General features: G+C 49.4%; 23 protein-coding genes, 1 pseudogene and 2 CRISPR repeat arrays (1 of these 26 running past the window's edge). Of the genes and pseudogenes, 22 read left to right on the top strand and 2 right to left on the bottom strand.

The window, feature by feature from the left end:
• Positions 1-52: a CRISPR direct-repeat array (repeat unit 33 nt; unit sequence GTCGGGTCCCTCACGGGACCCGTGGATTGAAAT) (it extends 1,519 nt beyond the left edge of the window).
• A gap of 53 nt (positions 53-105) precedes the next feature.
• Together GCWU000342_RS00615 and GCWU000342_RS00610 are read right to left on the bottom strand one after the other, a co-directional pair.
• Positions 106-981 carry an IS3 family transposase gene (locus tag GCWU000342_RS00615; protein ID WP_006905210.1) on the bottom strand — a complete coding sequence of 292 codons (876 nt, stop codon included), beginning with the start codon at positions 979-981 and terminating at the stop codon, positions 106-108.
• Positions 982-1,010: 29 nt separating this feature from the next.
• Positions 1,011-1,349 (bottom strand): transposase, encoded by a 339-nt coding sequence (locus GCWU000342_RS00610; RefSeq protein ID WP_006905209.1) that lies wholly within the window; start codon positions 1,347-1,349, stop codon positions 1,011-1,013.
• A gap of 108 nt (positions 1,350-1,457) precedes the next feature.
• Positions 1,458-3,158: direct repeats of the CRISPR family, unit length 33 nt; unit sequence GTCGGGTCCCTCACGGGACCCGTGGATTGAAAT.
• A 154-nt stretch (positions 3,159-3,312) separates the two neighbouring features.
• Between GCWU000342_RS00610 and GCWU000342_RS10345 the strand changes: the two genes are divergently transcribed.
• From GCWU000342_RS10345 to GCWU000342_RS00505, 22 genes and pseudogenes are all read left to right on the top strand, one after another.
• Positions 3,313-3,513 (top strand): hypothetical protein, encoded by a 201-nt coding sequence (locus GCWU000342_RS10345; RefSeq protein WP_049921435.1) that lies wholly within the window; start codon positions 3,313-3,315, stop codon positions 3,511-3,513.
• Positions 3,514-3,675: 162 nt separating this feature from the next.
• Positions 3,676-4,005 carry a transposase gene (locus tag GCWU000342_RS10340; protein WP_006905198.1) on the top strand — a complete coding sequence of 110 codons (330 nt, stop codon included), beginning with the start codon at positions 3,676-3,678 and terminating at the stop codon, positions 4,003-4,005.
• Between the two features lie 857 nt (positions 4,006-4,862).
• Positions 4,863-5,006, top strand: coding sequence for a hypothetical protein (locus GCWU000342_RS10335; protein WP_156784452.1), 144 nt, complete (start codon positions 4,863-4,865; stop codon positions 5,004-5,006).
• Positions 5,007-5,149: 143 nt separating this feature from the next.
• A complete protein-coding gene (locus tag GCWU000342_RS00595; RefSeq protein WP_006905193.1) occupies positions 5,150-5,410 on the top strand; it encodes a phage scaffolding protein in 261 nt (86 codons plus the stop codon).
• A gap of 601 nt (positions 5,411-6,011) precedes the next feature.
• On the top strand, positions 6,012-6,233 hold the full coding sequence (locus tag GCWU000342_RS00590) for a hypothetical protein (protein WP_242649955.1): 222 nt from the start codon (positions 6,012-6,014) through the stop codon (positions 6,231-6,233).
• A 430-nt stretch (positions 6,234-6,663) separates the two neighbouring features.
• Entirely contained in the window at positions 6,664-6,837 is a 174-nt protein-coding gene (locus GCWU000342_RS10945; protein WP_045000032.1) for a type II toxin-antitoxin system HicA family toxin, read from the top strand.
• A 31-nt stretch (positions 6,838-6,868) separates the two neighbouring features.
• Positions 6,869-7,297: a type II toxin-antitoxin system HicB family antitoxin gene (locus GCWU000342_RS00580; RefSeq protein ID WP_006905189.1), complete on the top strand. Its 429-nt coding sequence runs from the start codon at positions 6,869-6,871 to the stop codon at positions 7,295-7,297.
• Positions 7,298-7,607: 310 nt separating this feature from the next.
• Entirely contained in the window at positions 7,608-7,799 is a 192-nt protein-coding gene (locus GCWU000342_RS00570) for a hypothetical protein (protein WP_006905187.1), read from the top strand.
• Between the two features lie 317 nt (positions 7,800-8,116).
• Positions 8,117-9,100: a helix-turn-helix domain-containing protein gene (locus GCWU000342_RS00565; protein WP_006905185.1), complete on the top strand. Its 984-nt coding sequence runs from the start codon at positions 8,117-8,119 to the stop codon at positions 9,098-9,100.
• 77 nt (positions 9,101-9,177) lie between these two features.
• Entirely contained in the window at positions 9,178-9,897 is a 720-nt protein-coding gene (locus tag GCWU000342_RS00560; protein WP_006905184.1) for a sulfite exporter TauE/SafE family protein, read from the top strand.
• A 306-nt stretch (positions 9,898-10,203) separates the two neighbouring features.
• Positions 10,204-11,292 (top strand): serine O-acetyltransferase, encoded by a 1,089-nt coding sequence (locus GCWU000342_RS00555; RefSeq protein WP_006905182.1) that lies wholly within the window; start codon positions 10,204-10,206, stop codon positions 11,290-11,292.
• Between the two features lie 27 nt (positions 11,293-11,319).
• Positions 11,320-11,928 carry an FKBP-type peptidyl-prolyl cis-trans isomerase gene (locus tag GCWU000342_RS00550; protein WP_006905181.1) on the top strand — a complete coding sequence of 203 codons (609 nt, stop codon included), beginning with the start codon at positions 11,320-11,322 and terminating at the stop codon, positions 11,926-11,928.
• Between the two features lie 89 nt (positions 11,929-12,017).
• Positions 12,018-13,100: an iron-containing alcohol dehydrogenase family protein gene (locus tag GCWU000342_RS00545; RefSeq protein WP_045000472.1), complete on the top strand. Its 1,083-nt coding sequence runs from the start codon at positions 12,018-12,020 to the stop codon at positions 13,098-13,100.
• A gap of 143 nt (positions 13,101-13,243) precedes the next feature.
• A complete protein-coding gene (locus tag GCWU000342_RS00540) occupies positions 13,244-13,753 on the top strand; it encodes an NUDIX hydrolase (protein WP_006905179.1) in 510 nt (169 codons plus the stop codon).
• Between the two features lie 213 nt (positions 13,754-13,966).
• Positions 13,967-14,545: pseudogene (locus GCWU000342_RS10940) on the top strand (Maf family protein); the annotation flags it as partial.
• A complete protein-coding gene (locus GCWU000342_RS10935; RefSeq protein WP_334290458.1) occupies positions 14,534-15,379 on the top strand; it encodes an HD domain-containing protein in 846 nt (281 codons plus the stop codon). The pseudogene GCWU000342_RS10940 and the gene GCWU000342_RS10935, both read left to right, overlap by 12 nt.
• 240 nt (positions 15,380-15,619) lie before the next feature.
• A complete protein-coding gene (locus GCWU000342_RS00530) occupies positions 15,620-17,095 on the top strand; it encodes a carbon starvation CstA family protein (protein ID WP_006905177.1) in 1,476 nt (491 codons plus the stop codon).
• A gap of 224 nt (positions 17,096-17,319) precedes the next feature.
• Complete coding sequence (locus tag GCWU000342_RS00525; RefSeq protein ID WP_006905176.1) at positions 17,320-18,399, top strand: hypothetical protein; 1,080 nt, start codon at positions 17,320-17,322, stop codon at positions 18,397-18,399.
• Positions 18,400-18,784: 385 nt separating this feature from the next.
• Positions 18,785-19,720, top strand: coding sequence for an AraC family transcriptional regulator (locus GCWU000342_RS00520; protein ID WP_006905173.1), 936 nt, complete (start codon positions 18,785-18,787; stop codon positions 19,718-19,720).
• Between the two features lie 131 nt (positions 19,721-19,851).
• Positions 19,852-21,198, top strand: a complete 1,347-nt coding sequence (locus tag GCWU000342_RS00515; protein WP_044960626.1) for an ABC transporter substrate-binding protein — start codon at positions 19,852-19,854, stop codon at positions 21,196-21,198.
• Positions 21,199-21,391: 193 nt separating this feature from the next.
• Entirely contained in the window at positions 21,392-22,282 is an 891-nt protein-coding gene (locus GCWU000342_RS00510) for a carbohydrate ABC transporter permease (RefSeq protein WP_006905170.1), read from the top strand.
• Complete coding sequence (locus GCWU000342_RS00505) at positions 22,275-23,102, top strand: carbohydrate ABC transporter permease (RefSeq protein WP_006905169.1); 828 nt, start codon at positions 22,275-22,277, stop codon at positions 23,100-23,102. The genes GCWU000342_RS00510 and GCWU000342_RS00505 overlap by 8 nt, the downstream gene beginning before the upstream one ends.
• Positions 23,103-23,108: the final 6 nt, after the last annotated feature.

Genomic DNA, 23,108 nt, shown 5'->3' with positions numbered 1-23,108 from the left:
AACTACCCCAAGGATGATCGTCGGGTCCCTCACGGGACCCGTGGATTGAAATATCAGTGATATTGTCAATAATGGTTGACAGATTTTCCTCAAGGATTTACAACCCTAAGCTGATTCCTGTAAAGATGAATAGTATTGTTGTCTCTTGACCATGGGTGGAAGGCCATCATTTGCGGAACAGATTCGACGGTTATTCCAGTAGCTCATGTAGTAACGCCAGATAAGCTCTTTTAGCTCTGTTACAGTCATCTTCTCGGTATCATAGCGATCATATAAGAGTTCAGATTTCATTCTCGCCCACATGCTCTCGCAACGAGCATTATCATGGCAACGGCCACCATCACTGTTCATGCTCTGTGTTATATGGCAGTCCTGGACGGCTCTACGGTAGCAATCACTGGTGTACTGTACTCCGCGATCGCTATGGCAGATCGCACCTTCGATCTCCGGGTAAGCCTTATGAGCATTCCTCAGGGTTCGGGCACACAACGGGGCCTTCATGTTGGTAGCCATTGCCAGTCCTAAGACAGCCAGATCGAAGCAGTCAAACATAGCAGAAACATAGAGTTTACCATCACTTGCCTTGATTTCGGTTATGTCCGTAACACATTTTGTCAGTGGCTCTGTTGACCTGAAATCCCGCTTGAGCAGATCATCCGATTTACGAGCAGCCTTGTCGGCTTTCGTTATTCCATTTGGCTTACGCTTTGGACGATGACTGATGCCGATTTCTTCCATTACTCGATAGACGGTCCGCTCACTCGGGATATCGATATCCTTCGGCTTCTTCTGCAGAAGAGCGTCACGCATCCTGGAACGACCATAGGTATCATTACATTCATCTTCCTTTAGGATATCCCGCATAGCATCGGCCAGCTTCTGATATTTCCAAGGCCGATCCTTACGTTGCAGGTATTTATAGAATGCCTGGCGGCTCACATGGAGCATCCGACAGTAGAATGTAAGTTTCCCTTTAATCATGCCGCCTTCTGTCTTAACAGTGATATATTTCAGTCTTTCATTTTTGCTGACTTCAGACGGCTCGCGGCAAAAAAAGCGCTGGCTTCCTCCAGGAACTCGTTTTCTTCTTTAAGACGACGAATTTCCTTATCCTGATCTTTGACCTGCTTACGTAAGGTGATCAGCTCCTCATTCAGGGTCATAGCACTTTTGGGGGTCTGGGATCCCGCTCCAAGATCCAGATTTCCGAGCCTATTAGCGCGTATCCATGTATAGAGCGTGTTTTTGGGGATGCCTAGTTCACGTGCAGCTTTTGCCTGGCCAATCTCTTTTGCCAGCTTAACTGCCTGGATTTTGTACTCCTGATCGTACTGTCTGTTAGTTGCCACCGTAAACGCCTCCTTATTCTCTTAAATTATAATGAAATCCTTGAGAATAAGATGTCAACTTTATTTATACAGCATCACAGTGTAATCTTCGCCGTAATGGATCTTTTCGTCGGGTCCCTCACGGGACCCGTGGATTGAAATAGTGGATGGGATCATCAACACGGTCCGCAATCTGTCGGGTCCCTCACGGGACCCGTGGATTGAAATAATTTCAAGGGCATCGGCATTGATCCTCATAACGCGTCGGGTCCCTCACGGGACCCGTGGATTGAAATTGATTGAGTGTGTAGGCACAGGGACGCCTTCTGGTCGGGTCCCTCACGGGACCCGTGGATTGAAATGCATCGGCACTACCGTGTGTCCGATTGTAGTCGGTCGGGTCCCTCACGGGACCCGTGGATTGAAATTTCCGTCACCATCTGACCAATCTGTGTCTATGACGTCGGGTCCCTCACGGGACCCGTGGATTGAAATTCTATCATGAACAGGGACAACGTGATCTTTGTTGTCGGGTCCCTCACGGGACCCGTGGATTGAAATACAGGTCGGTATCGTCCTAAATAAATTCATTGATGTCGGGTCCCTCACGGGACCCGTGGATTGAAATTGTCGGCTCTGCCTGCTGCTCGGCAAAAAACTTTGTCGGGTCCCTCACGGGACCCGTGGATTGAAATAAACAGGGAGACTGAAAATGAAGATGATTCACAGTGTCGGGTCCCTCACGGGACCCGTGGATTGAAATGGCCAAGTGGCCGGACACGTCACTGATCTCAATGGTCGGGTCCCTCACGGGACCCGTGGATTGAAATGAATACAAGAAACGGATAGCCAGCGGAGAGGGCGTCGGGTCCCTCACGGGACCCGTGGATTGAAATAGAGTGAGAGCGGGCTAATCGTGCGGCCGGCTCGTCGGGTCCCTCACGGGACCCGTGGATTGAAATCTCTGCAAGGATCAGTGATTCAGGATGGCCGCAGGTCGGGTCCCTCACGGGACCCGTGGATTGAAATTAGTGAATTGAAACGACCTTGAGCATCAGAAATAGTCGGGTCCCTCACGGGACCCGTGGATTGAAATTTATATCCGATATACAGCCCATCGACGGACCATGTCGGGTCCCTCACGGGACCCGTGGATTGAAATACGAGGAAGGCTTTTGAGAAAGGGCACTGGGACGGTCGGGTCCCTCACGGGACCCGTGGATTGAAATACGGACGCATCAACAAAGAGATACCGCTATCAAGGTCGGGTCCCTCACGGGACCCGTGGATTGAAATGTGAGATCATAGACAACGCGGTGGGAGAGATCGAGGTCGGGTCCCTCACGGGACCCGTGGATTGAAATGCTGTGGATGAAAAACAGGCAGAGCAGATTTTAGTCGGGTCCCTCACGGGACCCGTGGATTGAAATATTGAAAACGAGTAGTCTAATGTCTGGCGGTCTCGTCGGGTCCCTCACGGGACCCGTGGATTGAAATTATCTTAGTTGGACAATATTTTTTAGACGTGAAAGTCGGGTCCCTCACGGGACCCGTGGATTGAAATCAATGATTGAGACCGCAAGCTCCCTCCCGTCCAACGTCGGGTCCCTCACGGGACCCGTGGATTGAAATGTACATGGGTATTTAAGACCGATGCCAAAGGAAGTCGGGTCCCTCACGGGACCCGTGGATTGAAATAGATTACGAGAGCATTAAAGGACAAATGATGGTGTCGGGTCCCTCATGGGACCCGTGGATTGAAATTTCGGCATCCACTCCCCCTCACGTGTTATGGCGGACGGGTCCCTCATGGGACCCGTGGATTGAAATGCTTTGACAGACGATTTGATGCTGTATAAATAAAGTTGACATCTTATTTGCACCTTCTACAATGGCAAAATCACCTGTCCAGAAGAAAACGGATAAACGTGATTCCGAAGCGTTTGCCCGGTGCCTTGCCCACCATTTCTACCATGAGGTCTATGTGCCAACAGCTGATGAGGAACAGGTCAAGGAATTCATCCGGATGAGGGACGACCACAAGCTGGCACTCAAGAAGGTCAAGCAGCAGATCCTTGCCTTCTGCCTGCGCCGTGGGTTTGTTTATCCCGGTTCGGGGAGCCATTGGACTGTCGCCCATCTTAAATGGCTGCGCAGCCTGGCACCGGAAGCACTGTATAAGTAAATCCTCACCGAATACCTGGCAACCTATGACAAACTTACCGATATCCTAGGACGGATCGACAAGCGGATCGAGGAGCTGGCCAGCCAGGATGCCTGCCGTGACAGCGTAAAGAAACTCTGTTGTTTCCTCGGCATCAAGACACAGACGGCCCTGGCAGTCATCGTGGAAGTTGGCGTCTTCAAGCGTTTTTGGAAAGCCTCGCAATTTGCCTCCTATATTATTGGATTGGTTCCTGGAGAGGCTTCAAGTGGCGACGGTGTCAACCGGCTATCGATCACAAAGTCTGAAAACACACATGTGCGGTGGCTTCTTGTGGAAGCAGCACAGTCTTATGGCCGTGGTACCGTCGGGTATAAATCCAAAGGGCTGAAAGAGCGCCAGTATGGTAACTCGCCGGAAGTCATCGCTTATGCTGACAAGGCAAACGAACGTCTGCACCGGCGCTATTACAGGCTGACCCTCAACAGGGGAAAGAACACACCAATATCGTAAAGACATCCATTGCCAGGGAGCTTGCATGCTTCATATGGGGGCACGATGACGGGGGAGACCTCATGAGGACTATAACATCCCTCCATCTCCGTCAAGGTTGCATCGGAGATGCACTGCCTGCGGCGGCAGGGACTTGACGGAACTGTCGTGCTGTTATCAAAGCCGCCATGCGGCTGAACCAACTGAACACCCTGAAGGAGCTTCAGCTTCATGATGGGTCTGAGCTACCTGCAAAAAAGCTATGTTAGCACTGGAAACGGTGATCCACGCTGCTAGATGGCAGGGCTCACGGCAGACCATTGACCTGTTGGTAAGGAGTAATCCGAATCCACGTATATCAGAGTGGCCAAGGCCGGGGACTGATTCGTCTGGAGCTTCTTCAGAATGTGCTCAGTTAAGACAAATGTGATTTCCTGTCATTTTCCTCTTAACAGGAGGCCATTACATATCAGCTTTACGGTATACAAGGCGACTGCAAAAGAGGTTGAAGAGAACCTTGTCGGGATGACTATAGTTGATGGTGTGGAGATCAAGTCATATGCCACACACTTCATTGATCGAGTGATTGGGTAGACGTCTACTTCTCATAAGGGTATGAGATTAGGGGTTACGGTGGATAAGGTACGCAGTGCTTTGTTAAAGCTGGATGAAATTGATCCAGACGAGGTAATACGAAATGATTTACGCAGGACATACTACGGAAAGAAGGCCGTTGTAACGATCAGCATAGTACAAAAACGATTAATTCAGGTGAATCCAAGGGAATCGAAATAATGATTATCAGAGAAGAAGATAGGAAGTATATAACGAACAACATTCCAGAGGCCGTAAATTTTATTAATCGGGATAATTTGGATATGACCTTGAGGGTAATCTATAAATTCATCGATAGAAAGGGTTTTGTCGGTCCCGATTACGAGGACTATAACGAGATCGGGCGAAGAGTACAGAGGATTTATGATCACATTTATGAGGACAATGTTCTTGACGCGGAAGAGTGACTAGTAGGACAAAATACGGGTAATCAAGCATCTAGCTTCGGCTGGGTGCTTTTTTATTGGTCAGTCGATAAGACCTAAAACAGTCAGTCGGAAGCGAGCAGTTACAGGCTTAAAACAACTTAACACCGAAAGGAGCAAGAAACATGAAGAAAGAGGAACTTACAGCACTGGGATTGGAGCAGGATGTCATTGACAAGATCTTTGCCATGAATGGCAAGGATATTGCCGCCGAGAAAGCGAAGCTGGCTAAGGTAGAGGGAGATAGGGACAACTACAAGGCTCAGCTTGATACAGCAAAGGAAATCTTGGCTAAGTTTGACGGCGTCAGCATCGGGGATCTCAAGGGACAGATTACTAAGCTGCAGGAAGACATCAAGGCAAGTGCCCCCGCACACGGGGTGTGATCCCATTTTTGAAGAACGCCAGATCCATCAAAAAAGCAAGAGATTGCACCTGTTGATGGATTGTTGCTGACTCTATTTTTGATTATTTTTCCGCAGAAGAGTGGGATAATCAGGTAGAGGAAAAAGATGGAGCAGATTATGGAATATTGAGGGATGAGACAAAGTAAAAAGACGCGACAGAGACAAAGAAAGAGAGCGCGGTTATTAAAAATGCCAATAATGTCATCACGGAGAGTGTAAGATCAAAAGTAACAAATGAAAAGGAGGAGGTAAAGGAGATGGATATGGAGACGATGTACAGGAATGTCAGAAACCGTCTCTGTGATAACATGAATTATCCAACCCTCTGCAGGGATTGCCGTAAAGAGTAAGTAGATGTGGTTTTGGGGGTTATGCTTGATGTCTTTTTCAGACGTCAGATACCGTGACTATCAGCAAGGATAAGAGAAGGCCCATCGGGGGATTATGACATAGTTGAGCCAGAACAAAAATTGATCAAAAATTAGCAACATATTTTGCGTGCCGGAATCCAGCACAGGAGATGATAGCGAGGATATTGAAAATCTCATCCGGGCAATCAATATTGAAAAGGAGAAGAAGAATGTATAAAAATGTGATTGATGTTCGTAAGGACGCCTTGCAGGATATATTGCATGCATTAGCAGAGGCGGCGGATAGGGCTTTTGATAATCGGGCAGGAAAAATCGAAAACACAAGCGATACGCCTTATCGGTTTATATATATAGGCGGCGAATCTTTATTTTGTTGCTTGCAATTAGGCATGCTTGCATTAGAAAAAAACACGGAGTTTTGTCTTATTTGAGCGCATGGAATTGGATTGACGAGGGTGATCCGACAGAAAATGAGGATATATTAGCAGAAATCAGAGCTTCAATAAGGGAATCAAACATTGGAATACAAGAAAACAAATAACTTTTGACCTTGATACTAATGCCCTTAAAATTTATTACCCAACAGAAAGCTGGAACAATGCGTATGAGATAATTCGTAAACAAATGATTAAAAATGGTTTTCGTTGGTTACAAGGTTCTGTATATGTATCTGAAAACAATATGAAACCATATCATGTAAAAATTTGATTATCCTCGTGTGTAAAATCTGTTATTGTATTTTCTACGTCTCATTGATAATACACATACGGCGAAAAGAACGGAAACGAAGAGTGCGGGTGACCCCAAATATTGACATGCGCATTATACGCGCATATGATAAGCGTGAAAAGCGAGGAGAAGATGAAGCAAAAAGACTTAATCAAAAAATTGACCGAAGCTGGGTTTGAATTTTCTTCTCACGGAGGAAATCATGACATCTATGTGAGGGGGAAAGACAGAGAAGTCATTCCGAGACATAGAGAAGTAAACGAAAGATTGGCAAGGTCAATTCTCAAAAAGTGGAGGCTCGAGTAGAATCCGTTATCTATGAGGAAGGAGAGAATGCATGAGAGACAAAGTAATTTATCCGACTTTAATTAAAAAATACGATGATATATATCTGGCATATGTCCCCGATCTTGATATTGTGACAGAGGGGAGTGATGAGTTTGATGCAATTTCTATGGCGAGAGACGCAATTAGCTTGTTTGTGATGACTCTACAAGACGAAGATAATTTTGTTCCTGATGCATCATCCGCCAAGAAAGCCGTTGTAATTGCCAGGGAGAAGGCAGATAGAGAAATTGATTTTTCCGATGGCATGTTAACCTATATTGATGCAGATATTGCCGGATATCGCAGGAAGTATCGCAACCTGTCCGTAAGAAAAAACTGCACTATTCCCGCCTGGATGGATGATGAAGCAACTGCTCTCGGTATTAATTTTTCTCAGGTTCTTCAGGATGCTCTTGCGCAGAAACTGGCCGCAAAATAAATAGTTTCATAACTTAGCAAGAAAGAGAAAGTATAGTTAGAAAGAAAGTGAAAGCATAACAAAAGACACATTTTACATGAGATGAAAGGCGGGGAGACGACGATTGAAAACCATTCGCTTTACTTCAAGCCTTGTATATTAGTAAATTATGATACGGACGAAGGGATTAAGTTCAGAAATGTTGAGGATGCCTATGACAATGTGGCTGTTAAGGGCAGAAAGATCTTCAAGATCATTGTAGAATCGGATTATGGAGATTTGTTTAGATTTACTTTATAAGCGATCTACTAAGAGACAGGAGGAGCAAACAATGAGTAAGGACGGATTAACCCCACAGCAGAGATGGGATCAGAAGAATGGATACATTACAAAGAGTTTCCGTATGTACAAAGGGCAGGCAGAGGTATTTAAGAAAGCCTGTGAGGAGAGAGGACAAAGGCAGGCGGCAGTCATCAAGAAGTTGATGGATGGCTACGTAGACGGGACAATTAAGATTGACTGATCAATTGCGCAGAGCGTCCAATAACCGCTGAGGAGAATCCCCCGGCGGTTTTATTTGGTCTCAACGGGAGGAAGAGAGAGGCCAACGATGAGACCTGATCAATATAGAACACATAGGCTTGCATCCGAGGAAAACAAAAGGAAGATATACGCCACCCAGACAATATAGGGAGAGAAGAAGGCTGACTCTGCAGGGTGACAACCACGTTTTTGGCATTCTACAATGGTGAGTAGCAAAATTGTCAAGGCTGCTTTATAGTGTGCAACCGCCATGATTGCTATGATTTACCCATCAAACACAAGAAAGGAGCTCTTGCTATGATACTTGCCGATAAAATTATTGATCTCAGGAAGAAGAATGGTTGGTCACAGGAGGAACTTGCCGAGAAGCTGGATGTCAGCAGGCAGTCTGTTTCCAAATGGGAAGGTGCACGATCCGTACCAGATATGAATAAAATTCTCAGACTGTCCGAGGTTTTTGCCGTGAGCACGGATTATCTTTTGAAGGACGAAATCAGTGCGCCGGAAGGAACAAATGTACCTGTGGACACGGAGTCTGAGGCCGTTAGAGTAAGTATGGAAGAAGCCGTTGATTTCCTTACCTGTAAAAAAGAATTCTCGATTCGGATAGCGACGGGTGTAATGCTTTGTATCCTGTCTCCGATCCTGCTGCTGATTCTCGCCGCGCTGCAGAAGGAAGGGCGGCTTCCAATGACGGAGAGTCAGACGGCAGCAGCAGGAGTTTCCGTTCTTCTGATTCTTATTGGTATCGCGGTGGCGCTCTTTGTGACTGCAGGACTCGGGGGCAATCGCTTTGAGTACCTGGGGACGGCAGCGCTTGATACTGAATATGGAGTAGAGGGGATGGTTCGGGAGAAGAGAGAGAAGTTTCGGCAAACCTTCCATCAGTGGCTGACAATCGGGATCGTTCTCTGTGTGCTCGCGGCAATCCCGATTTTTCTTGCCGCAGCGTTTGAGGGAGATCATATTCGGGTTGTCGGCGCGGTATGTGCTACACTTGCAATCATCGCAACTGGAGTGTTTATGATTGTCAGGGTCAGCGTCATCTGGGACAGTATGAATACGCTACTGGAAGAGGGAGACTACACAAGGAGCCGGAAAGAAGAAAGTCGGAGAAACGCTCCGATCGCAACAATTTACTGGAGTCTTGCGGTCGCCGGATATCTTGCCTTTAGCTTTATTAGCGGAAGGTGGGATCGAAGCTGGATTATCTGGCCGGTTGCCGGCGTGCTGTATGGCGCGATTATGGGGATTATGAGACTCGTCGGACGCAAGGGATAGCCCGATTCTCGCAATCACAAAAATAATTTGTTTAGAGATCAGTTTGCGTCATGTCATATAGAAGAGGGATATAAGATATGTGGTTATTTATCATTGCCACCCTTTTGGCCATGTTTGTCAAAGGCCTGGTTGGATTTGGCAACACTTTGGTATTTGATACCATAACGTCTTATACAGCTAATAATGTGGATATTTCCCCTGTGGAATTGCTTTTAACCTATCCCTCCAACCTGATTCTGGCGCTGCGGAACCGGTCCAGGCTGGATTATCGAATCTGGCTTCCGACAGCGATTGTTGTTGTGATCGGATCTTTTACCGGTGTGAATCTTCTTCGCTACCTGGACGCGCATCTGGTCAAGATTTTTTTCGCCCTGGTAGTGATTGGGATGTCTGTGAAGATGTTTCTGGATATTCGGAGCAATGTATCCCATCCCCTTCGCGGGCCTGTTCGCGTCATTTTCGAGATCTTCGCGGGTCTGATCTTCGGGATGTTCGGCGTGGGGACACTGGTGGCGGTCGGCATGGGAAACAATGTAGAAGATACGGAGACTTTCAAGACAAATCTGAATATGGTATTTGTGGTGGAGACGACGATTCGCATCGTTCTATATCTGGTCTATGGAATTATTACCCTGCAGACATTTACCAGGTCCTTGATGCTCTATCCCTTTATGTTTGCAGCGGTTTTCGCAGGGATGAAGGTTGCCTCCAGGATGAATGAGAGGACGGTCAAGTATCTGGTGGTACTCTTCCTTTTTATTTCGGGAATTTCCCTCCTCATTACAAACCTGCTTTAGAAGAAAGAGCAGGCTACATGACGCGCTATCGCCGGTGACAGCAAGAGGGACGATGGGATCCGGCTGCGAGATGAATAGTTCGAAAGAGTCGATTTTCCCGGTATCAGCCAGGGGGACAATAAGAATCGGCTCTTGGCTAAACAGGTCACACGACGTAATTTTTCCGACCGATTTCCTTCATGCGCGGATGATTGGTCAAGGATCGGGAAATTGCATATAATAAAAAGCATAGAATACCGGGAGAAAACAGGGGCTTGAAATCTCTGAAGAAAAGCAGACGGGAGATGGGGGCAAAAAGGAGTTTTCATGGAATTATATGAAGAGAAGGTGACCGGGGTGGTCGAGTCGATCCTGGCGGATTATCAGAAGGGCCGGGATATTGATAAGATGGCGATTTTCAATCAACCGGACCCGCAGGTGATCCGGGAGATCGTCCATAGTATGTTAAAAATCATTTACCCGGGTTATTATCGGGATACCAATTACAAGGTTTACAATATGGCCAGCAATCTGACGGTCTGGATCGAGGACGTTATCTATAAGCTGACCAAGCAGGTCGACATAGTCCTTCGCTATCAGTCCGGCCAGAACGGCATCCCAGGAGCTGACAGGATCCGACCACAGGATAGAGGGGACTCCTTCTTCACGGGGGAGAAGACAGGAAAACCAGATGCAGATTCTCCTCAGGAAGGGGAGAGACAGGGTAAGGCCAGCTATTGCGCGAGCGGTTATGGGGATGGAAGCGTCTGTGCGGCGGAACAGGAATACCTCTTTGAGGAGCAGGCAAGATCCATTGTCCTGGAGTTCTGTTCCCGTATACCCAAGCTTCGCGAATACCTGGATACAGACCTGCAGGCGACACTGGAGGGGGATCCTGCCGCCCTTAACAAGGACGAAATTGTGCTCTCATATCCCGGCCTTCTGGCGACGACAGTCAATCGCATGGCCCATGAGCTCTTTTTGCTGGACGTGCCCCTGATTCCCCGCATGATGACCGAATATGCCCATTCTGTTACGGGAATTGATATCAATCCGGCAGCTACCATCGGCAGGTACTTCTTTATGGATCATGGCACCGGCATCGTGGTCGGATCCACCACAATCATCGGAGAGCACGTCAAAGTCTACCAGGGAGTTACCCTGGGAGCCCTGTCCACCTCCGGAGGGCAGAGTCTGCGCGGAACCAAGCGTCATCCGACGATTGAGGATCATGTGACGATCTACTCCGGAGCTTCTATCCTGGGTGGAGAGACCGTGATCGGCAGGGGATCCGTGATCGGTTCCAACGCGTTTATCACCCACTCCATACCGGAGGGGACCAGGGTTACGATTAAGAATCAGGAATTGATTTATAAGAATGGCAAGGGAGAGCTCTTAAATGAGCTCAACTGGTAATACATAGTAAAGTGAGGAAAAAAGAAGATGAATCCGGAGAATAAGAGGGCTGCCAGAGAAAGAAGGGCCGCAGAGAAAGAGCGTGAGAAGAAGGTGAAGACAGGAAAGCTGCTGGTCTTGATTGCCGTGATTGTGCTGGCAGTCGTCCTGCTCCTCTGGGGGCTCAGCCGCAGCGGTACTTCCGGCGCCGGCAAGTCCGGGCAGGGAAGCGAAACAGAGAGCCAGAGCCAGGATGGCCAGAACAAGGAGCAGAAGGACAGCAGTCAGACGAAAGACCAGAAGACCTCCGGTTCAGATACGAACCAGACGGATTCCGCCAAAACGGACCCCGGTTACAAGGCTCAAAAGGGAGATACGGCGGTGATCCACTATGTCGGTAAGGTGGGGGATACGGCCTTCTACGGGGGAACCGGCGACTATGATCTCAAACTCGGGAGCGGCTCCTTCATTTCCGGTTTTGAGGATCAGGTCATTGGACATAAGAAGGGAGAGACCTTCGACGTACATGTCACCTTCCCGGCCAATTACAGGTCAAGCTACGCCATGAAGCAGGATGGGCAGGCGGACACGTCCAGGCCGATTACTCTGGCTGGTACAGAAGCCACCTTCACAGTCACCATTCAGGAAATCAAGTGATGCAAAAGTCGATTGTCATATATCGCGTCTGCAGGTTCACGCAGGCGCGAGAAGACAGTCGATTTTTCATATCTCAGGAGGAAAATGCCATGAAATTCTATATGCCTGCCAGGCTTTATGAAGAGAGCGACGTCGTCGCAAAGCATGCAAAAGAAATCACTGCTCTGGGGAAAAAGGCGCTCATTGTAACCGGGGCGCACTCTGCCAAGAAGACCGGGGCGCAGGCGGATCTGACAGAGATACTGTCTGACGCGGGGATGGATTATGAGATTTTCGATCAGGTGGAGGAGAATCCATCTACCCGGACGATTATGCAGGCCTGCAGGTCGGCCGATGTCGCTGACTGCGACTTTGTGGTTGGAATCGGGGGCGGTTCCCCTCTGGACGCGGCCAAGGCGATTGCCCTTATGCTGGCTCATCCTAATTGGAAGGAGGAGAAGCTTTACCAAAATGGACAGGATAACAGCCATTTGCCCCTGGTCTGCATTCCGACGACCTGCGGGACGGGATCAGAGCTGACCGGAGTTTCCGTCTTGACCCGCCGGGAGCAGGGCTTGAAGGGGTCCATTCCCTATGTGCTCTTCCCGGATCTTGCCTTAGTCGACGGCAAGTATCTGGCAAAGGCGCCGAAGCGTCTTATCGCCAACACGGCCACAGATGCCCTGGCGCATCTGATAGAGGCCTATGCCAATACCGGGGCGGATGACTACACCCGTATGCTGGTCGATCGGGGTCTTGAGGTCTGGGCGGAGAGTAAGAACTTCCTTCTGGGGCTTGAAGAGGCGGATGATGCGCGCTACAGCCGCCTGATGCTGGCCTCCAGCCTTGCGGGCATGTCCATAGCCCAGGCCGGGACCACGGTGCCGCACGGGCTCTCCTATAACCTGACTTTGGAGGCGCAAATTCCGCACGGAATTGCCGTCGGCTACTTTCAGGCAGGATATCTGAGAGAGTGTCCCGCGCAGATGAGAGACCACCTGCTTGAAAAGGCGGGATTCGCGAGCCCTGGGGATTTGGACGCTTTCTTCCGACAGATCTGTCAGGTGCCTCAGGTCAGCCAGGAAGTCCTTGCCCATTGTCTGACCGCTGTGATGAATACGCCGGCCAAGCGAGAGATCTGCCCATTCGACGCGAACGAGCAGGTGCTCAGGAGGATAGCTGGACTTAAATAAAAAGAATTTTGTAAGAAATATCAAGGGCGAAAAAGGGCACCCAGCGGTACGGCAAAACAGCGGAACAGATCGAAACAGCGGAACAGATCGAAACAGAGGAAAACAGATCGAAAATGCCGTAGGAAAAGGGATCGGAGGGAAAGATGCCCCGTGAGAATGCAATGACAACCCTCTGTTATCTTGAGAGAGATAACAGCTATCTTATGCTGCATCGGGTCAAGAAGGAGAAGGATGTCAATCGGGACAAGTGGATTGGAATCGGCGGGCATTTCGAGGGGACGGAATCCCCAGAAGAATGCCTGCTCAGAGAGTGCAGGGAGGAGACCGGACTAACCCTGACCTCATACCGTTATCGGGGCCTGGTCACCTTCATTTATGACGGCAGGGCCGAGTACATGTCCCTTTTTACGGCGGACGCCTGGACGGGACAGATGCACGACTGTGACGAGGGACAATTGGAATGGGTCAAAAAGAATGAGATTGGCCAGTTGAATCTCTGGGAGGGAGATCGAATTTTCTTTGATCTCCTGGAAAGGAATCAGGCCTTTTTCTCTCTGAAATTGGTCTATGATGTCGACGGGCGGCTTCTGGAGGCCGCCCTGGATGGCAAGAGACTGGCGTATGATCCGGCAGTTGGCACAGGAGAGCGCTGAAGGATGATACAGAGAAGTTGATTGAGATACAGAGAAGCTGATTGAGAGAATTTATCTGTTGGCGAAAGAGAAATGGCCATGCAGACAGGGGTCGGAGAAATGACGAAGGTTCAGAATGCGAATGGGAACAGAGCAAAGACGATGAAGGTTCAGAGCGCGAATGGGAATAGAGCAAAGACGATGAAGGTTCAGAACACGAATGGGAACAGAGAAATGTTTGATCGGATTATCCTGGCCAGTCAGTCGCCCAGAAGAAGAGAACTTCTGGCACAGCTGGGGCTCTCGTTTGAGGTGATGCCGGCATATGGAAAAGAGCGTTCCGACGCGCAAGATCCCGGGGTCCGTGTGGAAGAGCTGGCAGCCGCCAAGGCCAGGGAGGTCGCCGGACGACTGGAAAAAGAACCCGACAGAGAGAGGCTGATCATCGGGGCGGATACGCTTGTTGTCAAGAATGGGGAGATTCTGGGGAAACCCAGGGATGAGGAGGACGCGAAGCGGATGCTGGCCCTGTTGTCCGGGACAGCTCACCAGGTCTGCACCGGTCTCTGCCTGATCCTGATCAAGGGGGATCAGCGGGTAGAAAGGCATTTTCACGAGACGACACACGTTAATTTTGCGGAGATGACAGATAAAGAAATTGACGACTATGTCGCTTCCGGGGATCCTATGGATAAGGCGGGAGCTTATGGAATCCAGTCCGGGGCGGCCCGCTTTGTGACGGGGATACAGGGGGATTACAGCAATGTCGTCGGCTTGCCGCTCTCAAGACTCTATCGGGAGATGAAGCAGCTCAAGAAAGCGCCTGAAGGAAAAGCTGATAGAGAAGCTGCCTGTGAAGGAAAGAGCCGTGAGATAAAAGAAATGGAGGTCGCTACAAATCAGAAAACGGGAGAGGTCGCAGATCAGAGAGAGAGGGGAGCTGCTGTGGATCAAAAAGCGGGGGAGACCGCTGCAGAACAGAAAGATGGGAGAGCCGGACGGGGAGACGGGAAGGAAGCCAGGTCCCGCCTGGACCTGCAGTTCGATTTTTTGCGGGAGCTGGATCAGGAGAAGAGTATTTTCCGCCAGAATTATATCGGCCATCACGCGCGTCGGGAAAATGACGCGGAGCATGCCTGGCATATGGCGATCATGGCGGCTGTTCTCCGGGAGTACGCCAACGAGGAAGTGGATATGGAGAGGGTTTTGCTCATGATCCTTCTCCACGATGTCGTGGAAATCGACGCGGGAGATACCTATGCCTATGATGAGGAGGGGAAAAAGAGCCAGAAGAAGAGAGAGATGGACGCGGCGGACCGTATTTTCCATATTCTGCCGCCGGATCAGGAAGAGTTCTTCCGCGGTCTTTGGGATGAATTCGAGGCCTGGGAGAGCCCGGAGGCCAGGTTTGCCCGGGCCTGTGATAATTTCCAGCCTATGATGTTAAACCGCATGAACGGGAGTCAGTCCTGGCTTGATCACGGAGTCAGTCTCAGCCAGGTCCTGGAGAGAAACGCCCGCTCCGGGGAGGGAGCCAGGGAGGTCTGGAACTATGCCTATGCGCATTTTATTGTCCCGGGGTTGACGGAGGGAAAGCTCAGAGACGACCGTGAGGAGCTGCGCGGACAGCAAAGGATTAATCCGTGAGGCATATATTGTTTTTTAAAAAAATAAAATAAAGATACATGCGGGGGAACAAGAGGAAAATGTACAAAATTAAAAACAATTAACCGAAATTAACGGAAGTTTGTCCGAAACTACCCGAGAATCCCCCCAAAAAGTAAAATTTTATGTTTCATCCTTTTCGACAAAGAGTATAATAGTTTTTGAGAAAAACATAGGCAAAATGCCTAAGGTTAGGTTTGTTTTTCTGAAGGGAGGAACGAAATGATTAGCTTTTTGTTGTGTCTGGCGATTCTGATCGCCGCCTACTTTACCTATGGTAAACTGGTAGATCAGACCCTCGGACCGGATGACCGGGAGACGCCGGCAGTTGAGATCAATGACGGCGTCGACTATGTGGTGATGCCGCAGTGGAAACTTTTCCTGATCCAGCTGCTCAACATCGCGGGTCTGGGGCCCATCTTCGGAGCCATGCAGGGTGCCCTCTGGGGTCCGGTGGTCTTCCTCTGGGTCACCTTCGGTACCATGCTGGCCGGCGGTGTCCACGACTATTTCTCCGGAATGCTCTCCGAGAGAAACCGCGGCGCTTCTATTTCTGAGGTGACCGGAATCTATCTGGGCGGCGGCATGAAGAATGTGATGAGAGTATTCTCCGTCGTTCTTCTGGTCATGGTAGGAACCGTATTTGCTGTCGGCCCCGCAGGCCTGATTGTGCAGCTGGTCAAGGAGAAGGGGGCAAGCGGAATTCTGGCGCAGACCACCTTCTGGCTGGCGATTGTTCTGGCCTACTATTTTATCGCGACCTTCATCTCCATTGATAAGATCATCGGCAAGATCTACCCGGTCTTCGGTATCTGCCTGATTATCATGGCAATCGGTGTCGCCATCGGTATTTTCACCGGCGGACATCAGATTCCTGAGATCTGGTCTCACTTCTATAACATGCATCCCAAGGCAACGCCGATCTGGTCCTTTATGTTCATCACGGTTGCCTGCGGCGCGATTTCCGGTTTCCATGCCACCCAGTCTCCTCTGATGGCCCGCTGCTTAAAGAGTGAGCGTCAGGGTCATTTCGTATTCTACGGAGCCATGGTTGCCGAAGGTATTATTGCTTTGATATGGGCCGCCGCAGGATGCTCTCTCTACGAGGTTACCGGTGGTCTTAACACAGGACTTGCCGCTGTTCTTGCTCATGGTCAGTCCGCAGCCATTTATGATGTCTGCATCAAGACCATGGGACCTGTCGGCGTCGTCCTGGCTATGCTTGGTGTTGTGGCCTGCCCCATCACCTCCGGCGATACCGCTTTCCGTTCCGCAAGGCTTACCCTTTCCGACTGGTTCGGTGTCAGCCAGGAGAAATATAAGAACCGCCTGATGCTCTGCGTGCCTCTTCTGGGTGTGGGCGCTATCCTCGGTTTCGGCAATACCTTCGGTGTGATCAACTATACGGTCATCTGGCGTTACTTCAGCTGGACCAACCAGACTCTGGCTATGATTGTCCTCTGGGCAGCAGCTATGTATCTGGCCAAGGAGAAGAAGAACTTCTGGATCTGCGCATTGCCGGCGACTTTCATGTCCGCCGTTTCCATCACCTACTTCGTGATGGCTCCGGAGTGCCTGGGACTGATTCCGGCACTGAAGCAGAATACCATGGTGGCTTATCCCGCAGGTATTATTGTTGCTGTGATCTTCTTCGCTATCTTCTTAAGAGCAGCGAGAAAAGAGCAGAGTAGGGCATAAGATTTGTTGATTTATGACAATGGAATGCTCGCGAAGCGTGTATTCCATTGCTCATGACAATTGAATATTCGCGGAGCGTATTTTCAATCGTTTGACAGAGACCTTTGAGCAGGGTGCTTGAGGGTCTCTTTTTTCGATCAAATCGCCGCAGTATGTGCATTTGATGACTCAAAGTAATAGAATACTTATGGAATGCATATTCTGTTGTTACAGGAAGGAATATTATGGGACAGTGTTGTAATCCGAAAATACCGGAGGAAAAAGAAGAAGCTCTTCAGGGTGGCCCGAAGCATGTGCTCTTTGCTCCCCGAAGGGATGGAATGAAAGAATTGGCCAGGGATGTCCTGAAGGCAGACCTTAAGAAATGCCGCCGGATCGGGGTCTGTGGTCTGGGGGATCGGGCCATCTATCTTGCCACTTATTTCCGCGACAGAAGCCGCTATATCTGCTATGAGGATATTGCCCGGGTCTATAAGAGGGTGGCCATGTCCAAGGGGGGATTCAGCGGCAAGGGAATTTTTGGCTCTATGGCTTATCTGGTTGTCGTCCTTCGAGATGGGAGCGAGCGGGTCAGCCGCATGAAGTATGAGGATCAGGTGGATTCCTTTCTGGCGATTTTTTGCCAGGAACATCCCGATATTCCCATCTATACGGTTGAGGGGGAGAAGAAGATCAGAGAAGCGGAGGAAAAAGAGCGTGCCCGCTATCTGTCAGAACTCAGCCCTCAGGCAGAAGAGGCAGTGCGGCAGTTGCAGAGAGCGAAAGATTATCTCGAGAAGAAGCCGGAGCTGTCAGAGGGATTGACCCTGTCTGCCAGAAGAAAACGTATCGTTGAGGGGATCAATCCGTCTTATCGTGCTCTTGCGATTGTAATCGCCCTGTTGGGGCTGGCAGCTCTTCTTTTCGGGATCTATGCCTTCGTCAGGGGAATGGGGCTTGCCATGTACTTCCTGCTCTTCGGTTTCTCTGCGGTCTTCCTGGTGATGTCCAGCCAGATCTTGCCCTGGGGGAATATGACCAGAAGAGGGGCGGAAGAAGTCTGGGAGACGGCAAAACAGACCATGGCGGACTATCTGTCCGGCTATGACAGGAAATTCCCTCTGCCGGCCTCCTATGCGCATCCTATTACATTGGAGCGGATGATTCGTGTTCTTCGCGAGGGAAGAGCTGTGACGGTTGAACAGGCCTACGAGCAGATGAAGGAAGATTTAAAGAAGCTCAATGCTGACGTCAAGGTGAGCCAGAAGGAGTATGAGGAGGTAGTGGCTATCAAGTCCATGTTTCTTCTGGAGAATTACAGTTAGGAATGTGGCACAATGATTTTTTGGGCTGAGAGTGAGCGTTCGACTGTGAAAGATCGAAAACACAGATTCGGATCTCAATAAAGATCAAGTGCAGGCGGTTCATTGCTGTTGAAATCCAGCTGCTGTATTTGCAGGTTTTCTCCTCGGGATAACTGTCAGAAACAGCGGCTGGGTTTTTATGATTTTTCTGTTCCAAAAGCTTTGATAAGCGTCTTTAAGGAAGATAAAAACATATTCAAGAAAATAAAGTAATCAAAAGGTTTTTAATGAGAATGAGTTTTATCAAAGCCTTTGCCGGGCGGGAGGAGCAAGAGAGTTATAATTATCCTGTGATCTGAAATGATGAGACCGGGATTTACCGCGATAAAGACAGGAGAAGGCGGGGATGAAGAAGCATACAGCACTTGAATTTCGCTACTACAATATGCCGACGGGCTCTTATATTCTGCCGCTCTACGGTGATAGCTGGAGAAGAGAGTACGGTTGGGATACGGGGGATACCCAGCATTTTCACAATTACTTTGAACTTGGTTTCTGCCATGAGGGCAAGGGGGAAGTGCGTATCGAGGATCGGGTTCTTCCCTACGGCGGCGGAATGTACACAATGATTCCGGCCCATATCCCCCACACGACGAAAAGCGCATCCGGCAATCAGTGCTATTGGGAATACCTTTTTGTGGATATCGATGGCTTTTTGGGGGAGAAGCTGCAGATGGATTCCAGGCAGAAGATGGAATATACGCAGGCCCTGAACCACCGTGGAACGATTCGCACCATGAAGAATCATCCCCAGGCGGGACGCCTGGTCTTGAAAATCCTGGATGAATTTCGTCAAAAGAAGCCGTACTATGAGGAGGCGGTCAATGCAGCCTTCTATGCTCTGATTATAGAGATGCTTCGTCTTGACATTAAAAGCGGAGGCGTAGGGCAGGGGATACGGATGAACAGTTCGGTTGAGATGGCTCTGCAGTACATGGGCAGCCACTACAGCCAGAATCTGAAAGCGGCCCAGATCAGCCGGGCCTGCGGGCTCAGCGAAAGTCATTTTCGCCGTACCTTCGAAGAGGTGATGGGGGTGCCGCCTATGGATTATCTCAATCTGATCCGTATCCAAAACGCCTGCACTCTTATCAACGAAAAGAATTTGTCTATGGAGGAGATTGCCGGAAAGGTTGGATATCAGACTCCTTCTACATTTAATCGTAATTTTAAGCGGATTACGGGAATGCAGCCCCTGCGCTGGAAGCAGGAAATCTCTGGTCACCGGGGACGGATCGCAGACTTCAATGTCAAGGTGCTCAAGGGTTGGGATTACGAATAGTTGAATTTGCAAAAAAACAAATCAGATATCAAAACAAATTCCCCTTTCGATGAAATACTATACGAATATGTTAAAAAGATTGGAAATTCACCAGCGAGATTTGTGCGAATTTCACAGAGAAAGGGGTTTGTATGAGACGCAAGTTACTGTCATTTTTATTGATGGGAACCATGGCTGCGACCGCATTTGCCGGTTGCGGATCTGGAGGAGGCAAGACGTCTGACAGCGGTTCCGGCGACAAGGGAGCCAATACATCAGCTGAGGATGCCCACACCCTGTCTGTTTATGCCTGGGATGCCAACTTCAATATTCCTGCCCTCAAGGCCGCAGAGAAGGCTTATCAGAAGAAGGACAAGGATTTTAAACTGAATGTGATTGAACAGACTCAGTCCAGTGATAATGAGCAGGCTGTCACTCTGGCGGCTTCTTCCAAGAAGTATGACGCGCTTCCGGATATTATGCTCTTCCAGGATCACTCCATTGAGAATTTCGTCAATTCCTATCCGGATGCCTGGCAGGATGTGAATGATGCCAAGATCAACTGGAATGATTTCAGTCAGGAGAAGCTGAGCTTCTCTACCATCAAAGACAAACATTATGGAGTTCCCGTCGACAACGGAACGGTCATTTCCGCCTACCGTGTTGATCTGCTCCAGCAGTGCGGATACACCATCAAGGATCTGACTGGAATTTCCTGGGATCGCTTCATTGAGATTGGAGAGGATGTCTACAACAAGACCGGCAAGTATCTCTTCTCCCAGAATGCGGATGGCAATGATCTTCCCTACATGATGATGCAGGCAGAGGGACAGTCCAGGTTTAAGGACGGCAAGCCCAACTTTGTTAACAATGAGACTTTGATCAAGGTTATGGAGACCATCAAGAAGATGCAGGATCATCATGTTCTGTATCTGGCAAATAACTGGACAGATTATACGGATCAGACCATCAAGGGCGATATGGTGGCCGGTGTGATTAACGGCAACTGGATTATTCCCACCATTGAACAGGTGAAGGACAATTCCGGCAAGTGGGAGATTACTACTATGCCGACTCTGGCCGGCGGCAAGGATGGCTATGCGGCCAATGGCGGTTCATCTCTCTATATCACAGCTAACTGCAAGAAGCCGGATCTGGCCAAGGATTTCCTTGCTTACACCTTTGGTGGAGGAGAGGGCTCACAGGAGACCTATGATGGAGCTCTGAAGGATGGCGGTGTGATCACTACCTGTATTTCCGCAGGCAAGTCAAGCGCTTATAATGACGGCGTCGCTTATTTCAATAACCAGCCGATTTATTCCACCATTGTTGGGATGGGGGCTAAGGTTCCGGTTGTTGAACAATCCAGGTATGAGTATGAGGCGCGGACACAGATCGGCACCGCAATTCAGCAGGTCAGCCAGGGGACAGATATTAAGGAGGCCTTAAAGACCGCGGAAGATCAGGTGAACTTCACGATGCAGGGTGGCGCCAAGTAACTTTCACGCAGGATAGAAGAGGGCTGTGAAAAAACAAAGGACATCGATCATATCTCGCAGTCATATTGGAACGAAGGCGCGTATATGGTGGTTGATCTCAGTTTTTTCACGGCTCCCTTTTTGCTCATGACAGTCGGATACTTGCAGAAGGAAGCCTCATCCGAGTACTTCATACAGAGAGGATGGATTTACTATGAGAAGCAGAAGTGTTGAGAGAAAGCAGGGCAGAGCCGGATGGTGGTTTTTGACACCGGCGACAATCCTGATTTTTATCATGAGTTTTTACCCCATGGTGCAGGCCCTGATTACGTCATTTCGAACCGGTTCCAGTTCCAACATGACCTGGGCGAATCCGCTGACCGTCAATTACAGCAGGATGTTCCAGGACAAGATCTTCATGACAGCGATGGGAAACACCTTCCTCTACCTGATTATCCAGGTTCCCATTATGCTTATCCTGGCCATGCTGCTGGCCCAGCTGCTGAACAACAAGAATCTGAAGTTCAGGGGTCTCTTTCGAACCTTGATCTTTCTTCCCTGTGCAACATCTCTGGTATCTTATGCACTGATCTTTCGCGCTCTTTTCGCGACTCAGGGTCTGGTCAATAGTGTCCTGATGAATCTGCATCTGATCAGCGCCAATATCAACTGGCTGGGAACGCCCAAAACGGCTAAGGCAGTGATTATTTTGGCTTTGATCTGGAGATGGACCGGTTATAATATGGTCTTCTATCTGGCCGGTCTTCAGAACATCGACTACTCGGTTTACGAAGCGGCTAAGATTGACGGGGCTTCGAACTGGAAGACATTCTGGCATATTACGGTACCTCTTTTGAAACCGACAATTATTATGACAAGCATTATGTCCATCAATGGTACCCTGCAGCTCTTTGATGAGTCCATGAATCTGACCATGGGCGGCCCGGCTAACGCGACGATCACCATGTCTCACTATATCTACAACAATTCCTTTGGACAGGGCGTTTCTAACTTTGGCTATGCATCTGCCATGTCTTTTTTGGTGTTCGTTCTGGTGGCAATCCTGTCTTTGATTAATATGAAAGTAGGTGATTCCCGTGACTAAGAGATATGCTTCCGCGACGCAGCGGCGACTGATTCCCACATATATTTTCCTGATCCTCTGGTCGCTTTTTTCAGTCTTTCCCATCTTCTGGATGGTCACAGCGGCCACCAATACAAGCTTAGATGTGGCGAAGGGCAAACTCTGGTTCGGAAATCAGGCCCTGATCAATTTCCATCATTTGCTTGCCAGAGCGGATCTCTTCGGCGGTCTGGGAAATTCCTTTCTCTACGCCGTGGTACAGACCCTCCTGGCGATTCTGATCTGTTCTCTGGCAGGTTACGGATTTGAACTCTATCATTCTCCCAGCAAGGACCGTCTCTTTGGAGTTCTGCTTTTAGCTATGATGGTTCCCCAGGTGGCGACAATGATTCCTCTCTTTCGGATGATTGCCTCCGCAGGTCTGCTCAACTCTGTCTGGGGCTTTATTCTTCCCACTTTGTCCACCCCCTTTCTGATCATGCTCTTTCGCCAGAACTCCCGCAACTTCCCAAGAGATATCATGGCGGCGGCCAGACTGGACGGGCTCTCAGAACTGCAGATCTACTTCCGTATGTATATGCCTGTTATGAAGGCCACCTATGCCGCAGCCGGTGTCATCACCTTCATGAATGCCTGGAACGCCTATCTCTGGCCCAAGGTCGTTATGACAGACAACAGGGCGCAGACCATGCCCATGTTAATTGCCAGTCTGGCCAGCGGGTACACGGTGGACTACGGTCTTCTGATGATTGGGGTTCTCTTCTGCACGGTTCCCACGCTGCTTGTATTCTTCGTGCTGCAGAGACAGTTTGCTGAGGGAATTACAGGGGCGGTCAAGTGATGACCG

This window comes from Shuttleworthella satelles DSM 14600 (assembly GCF_000160115.1).
GTDB lineage: Bacteria > Bacillota > Clostridia > Lachnospirales > Lachnospiraceae > Shuttleworthia > Shuttleworthia satelles.
The sequence above is the reverse complement of the archived record's forward strand: the minus strand, read 5'-3'. Positions and strand labels throughout refer to the sequence as shown.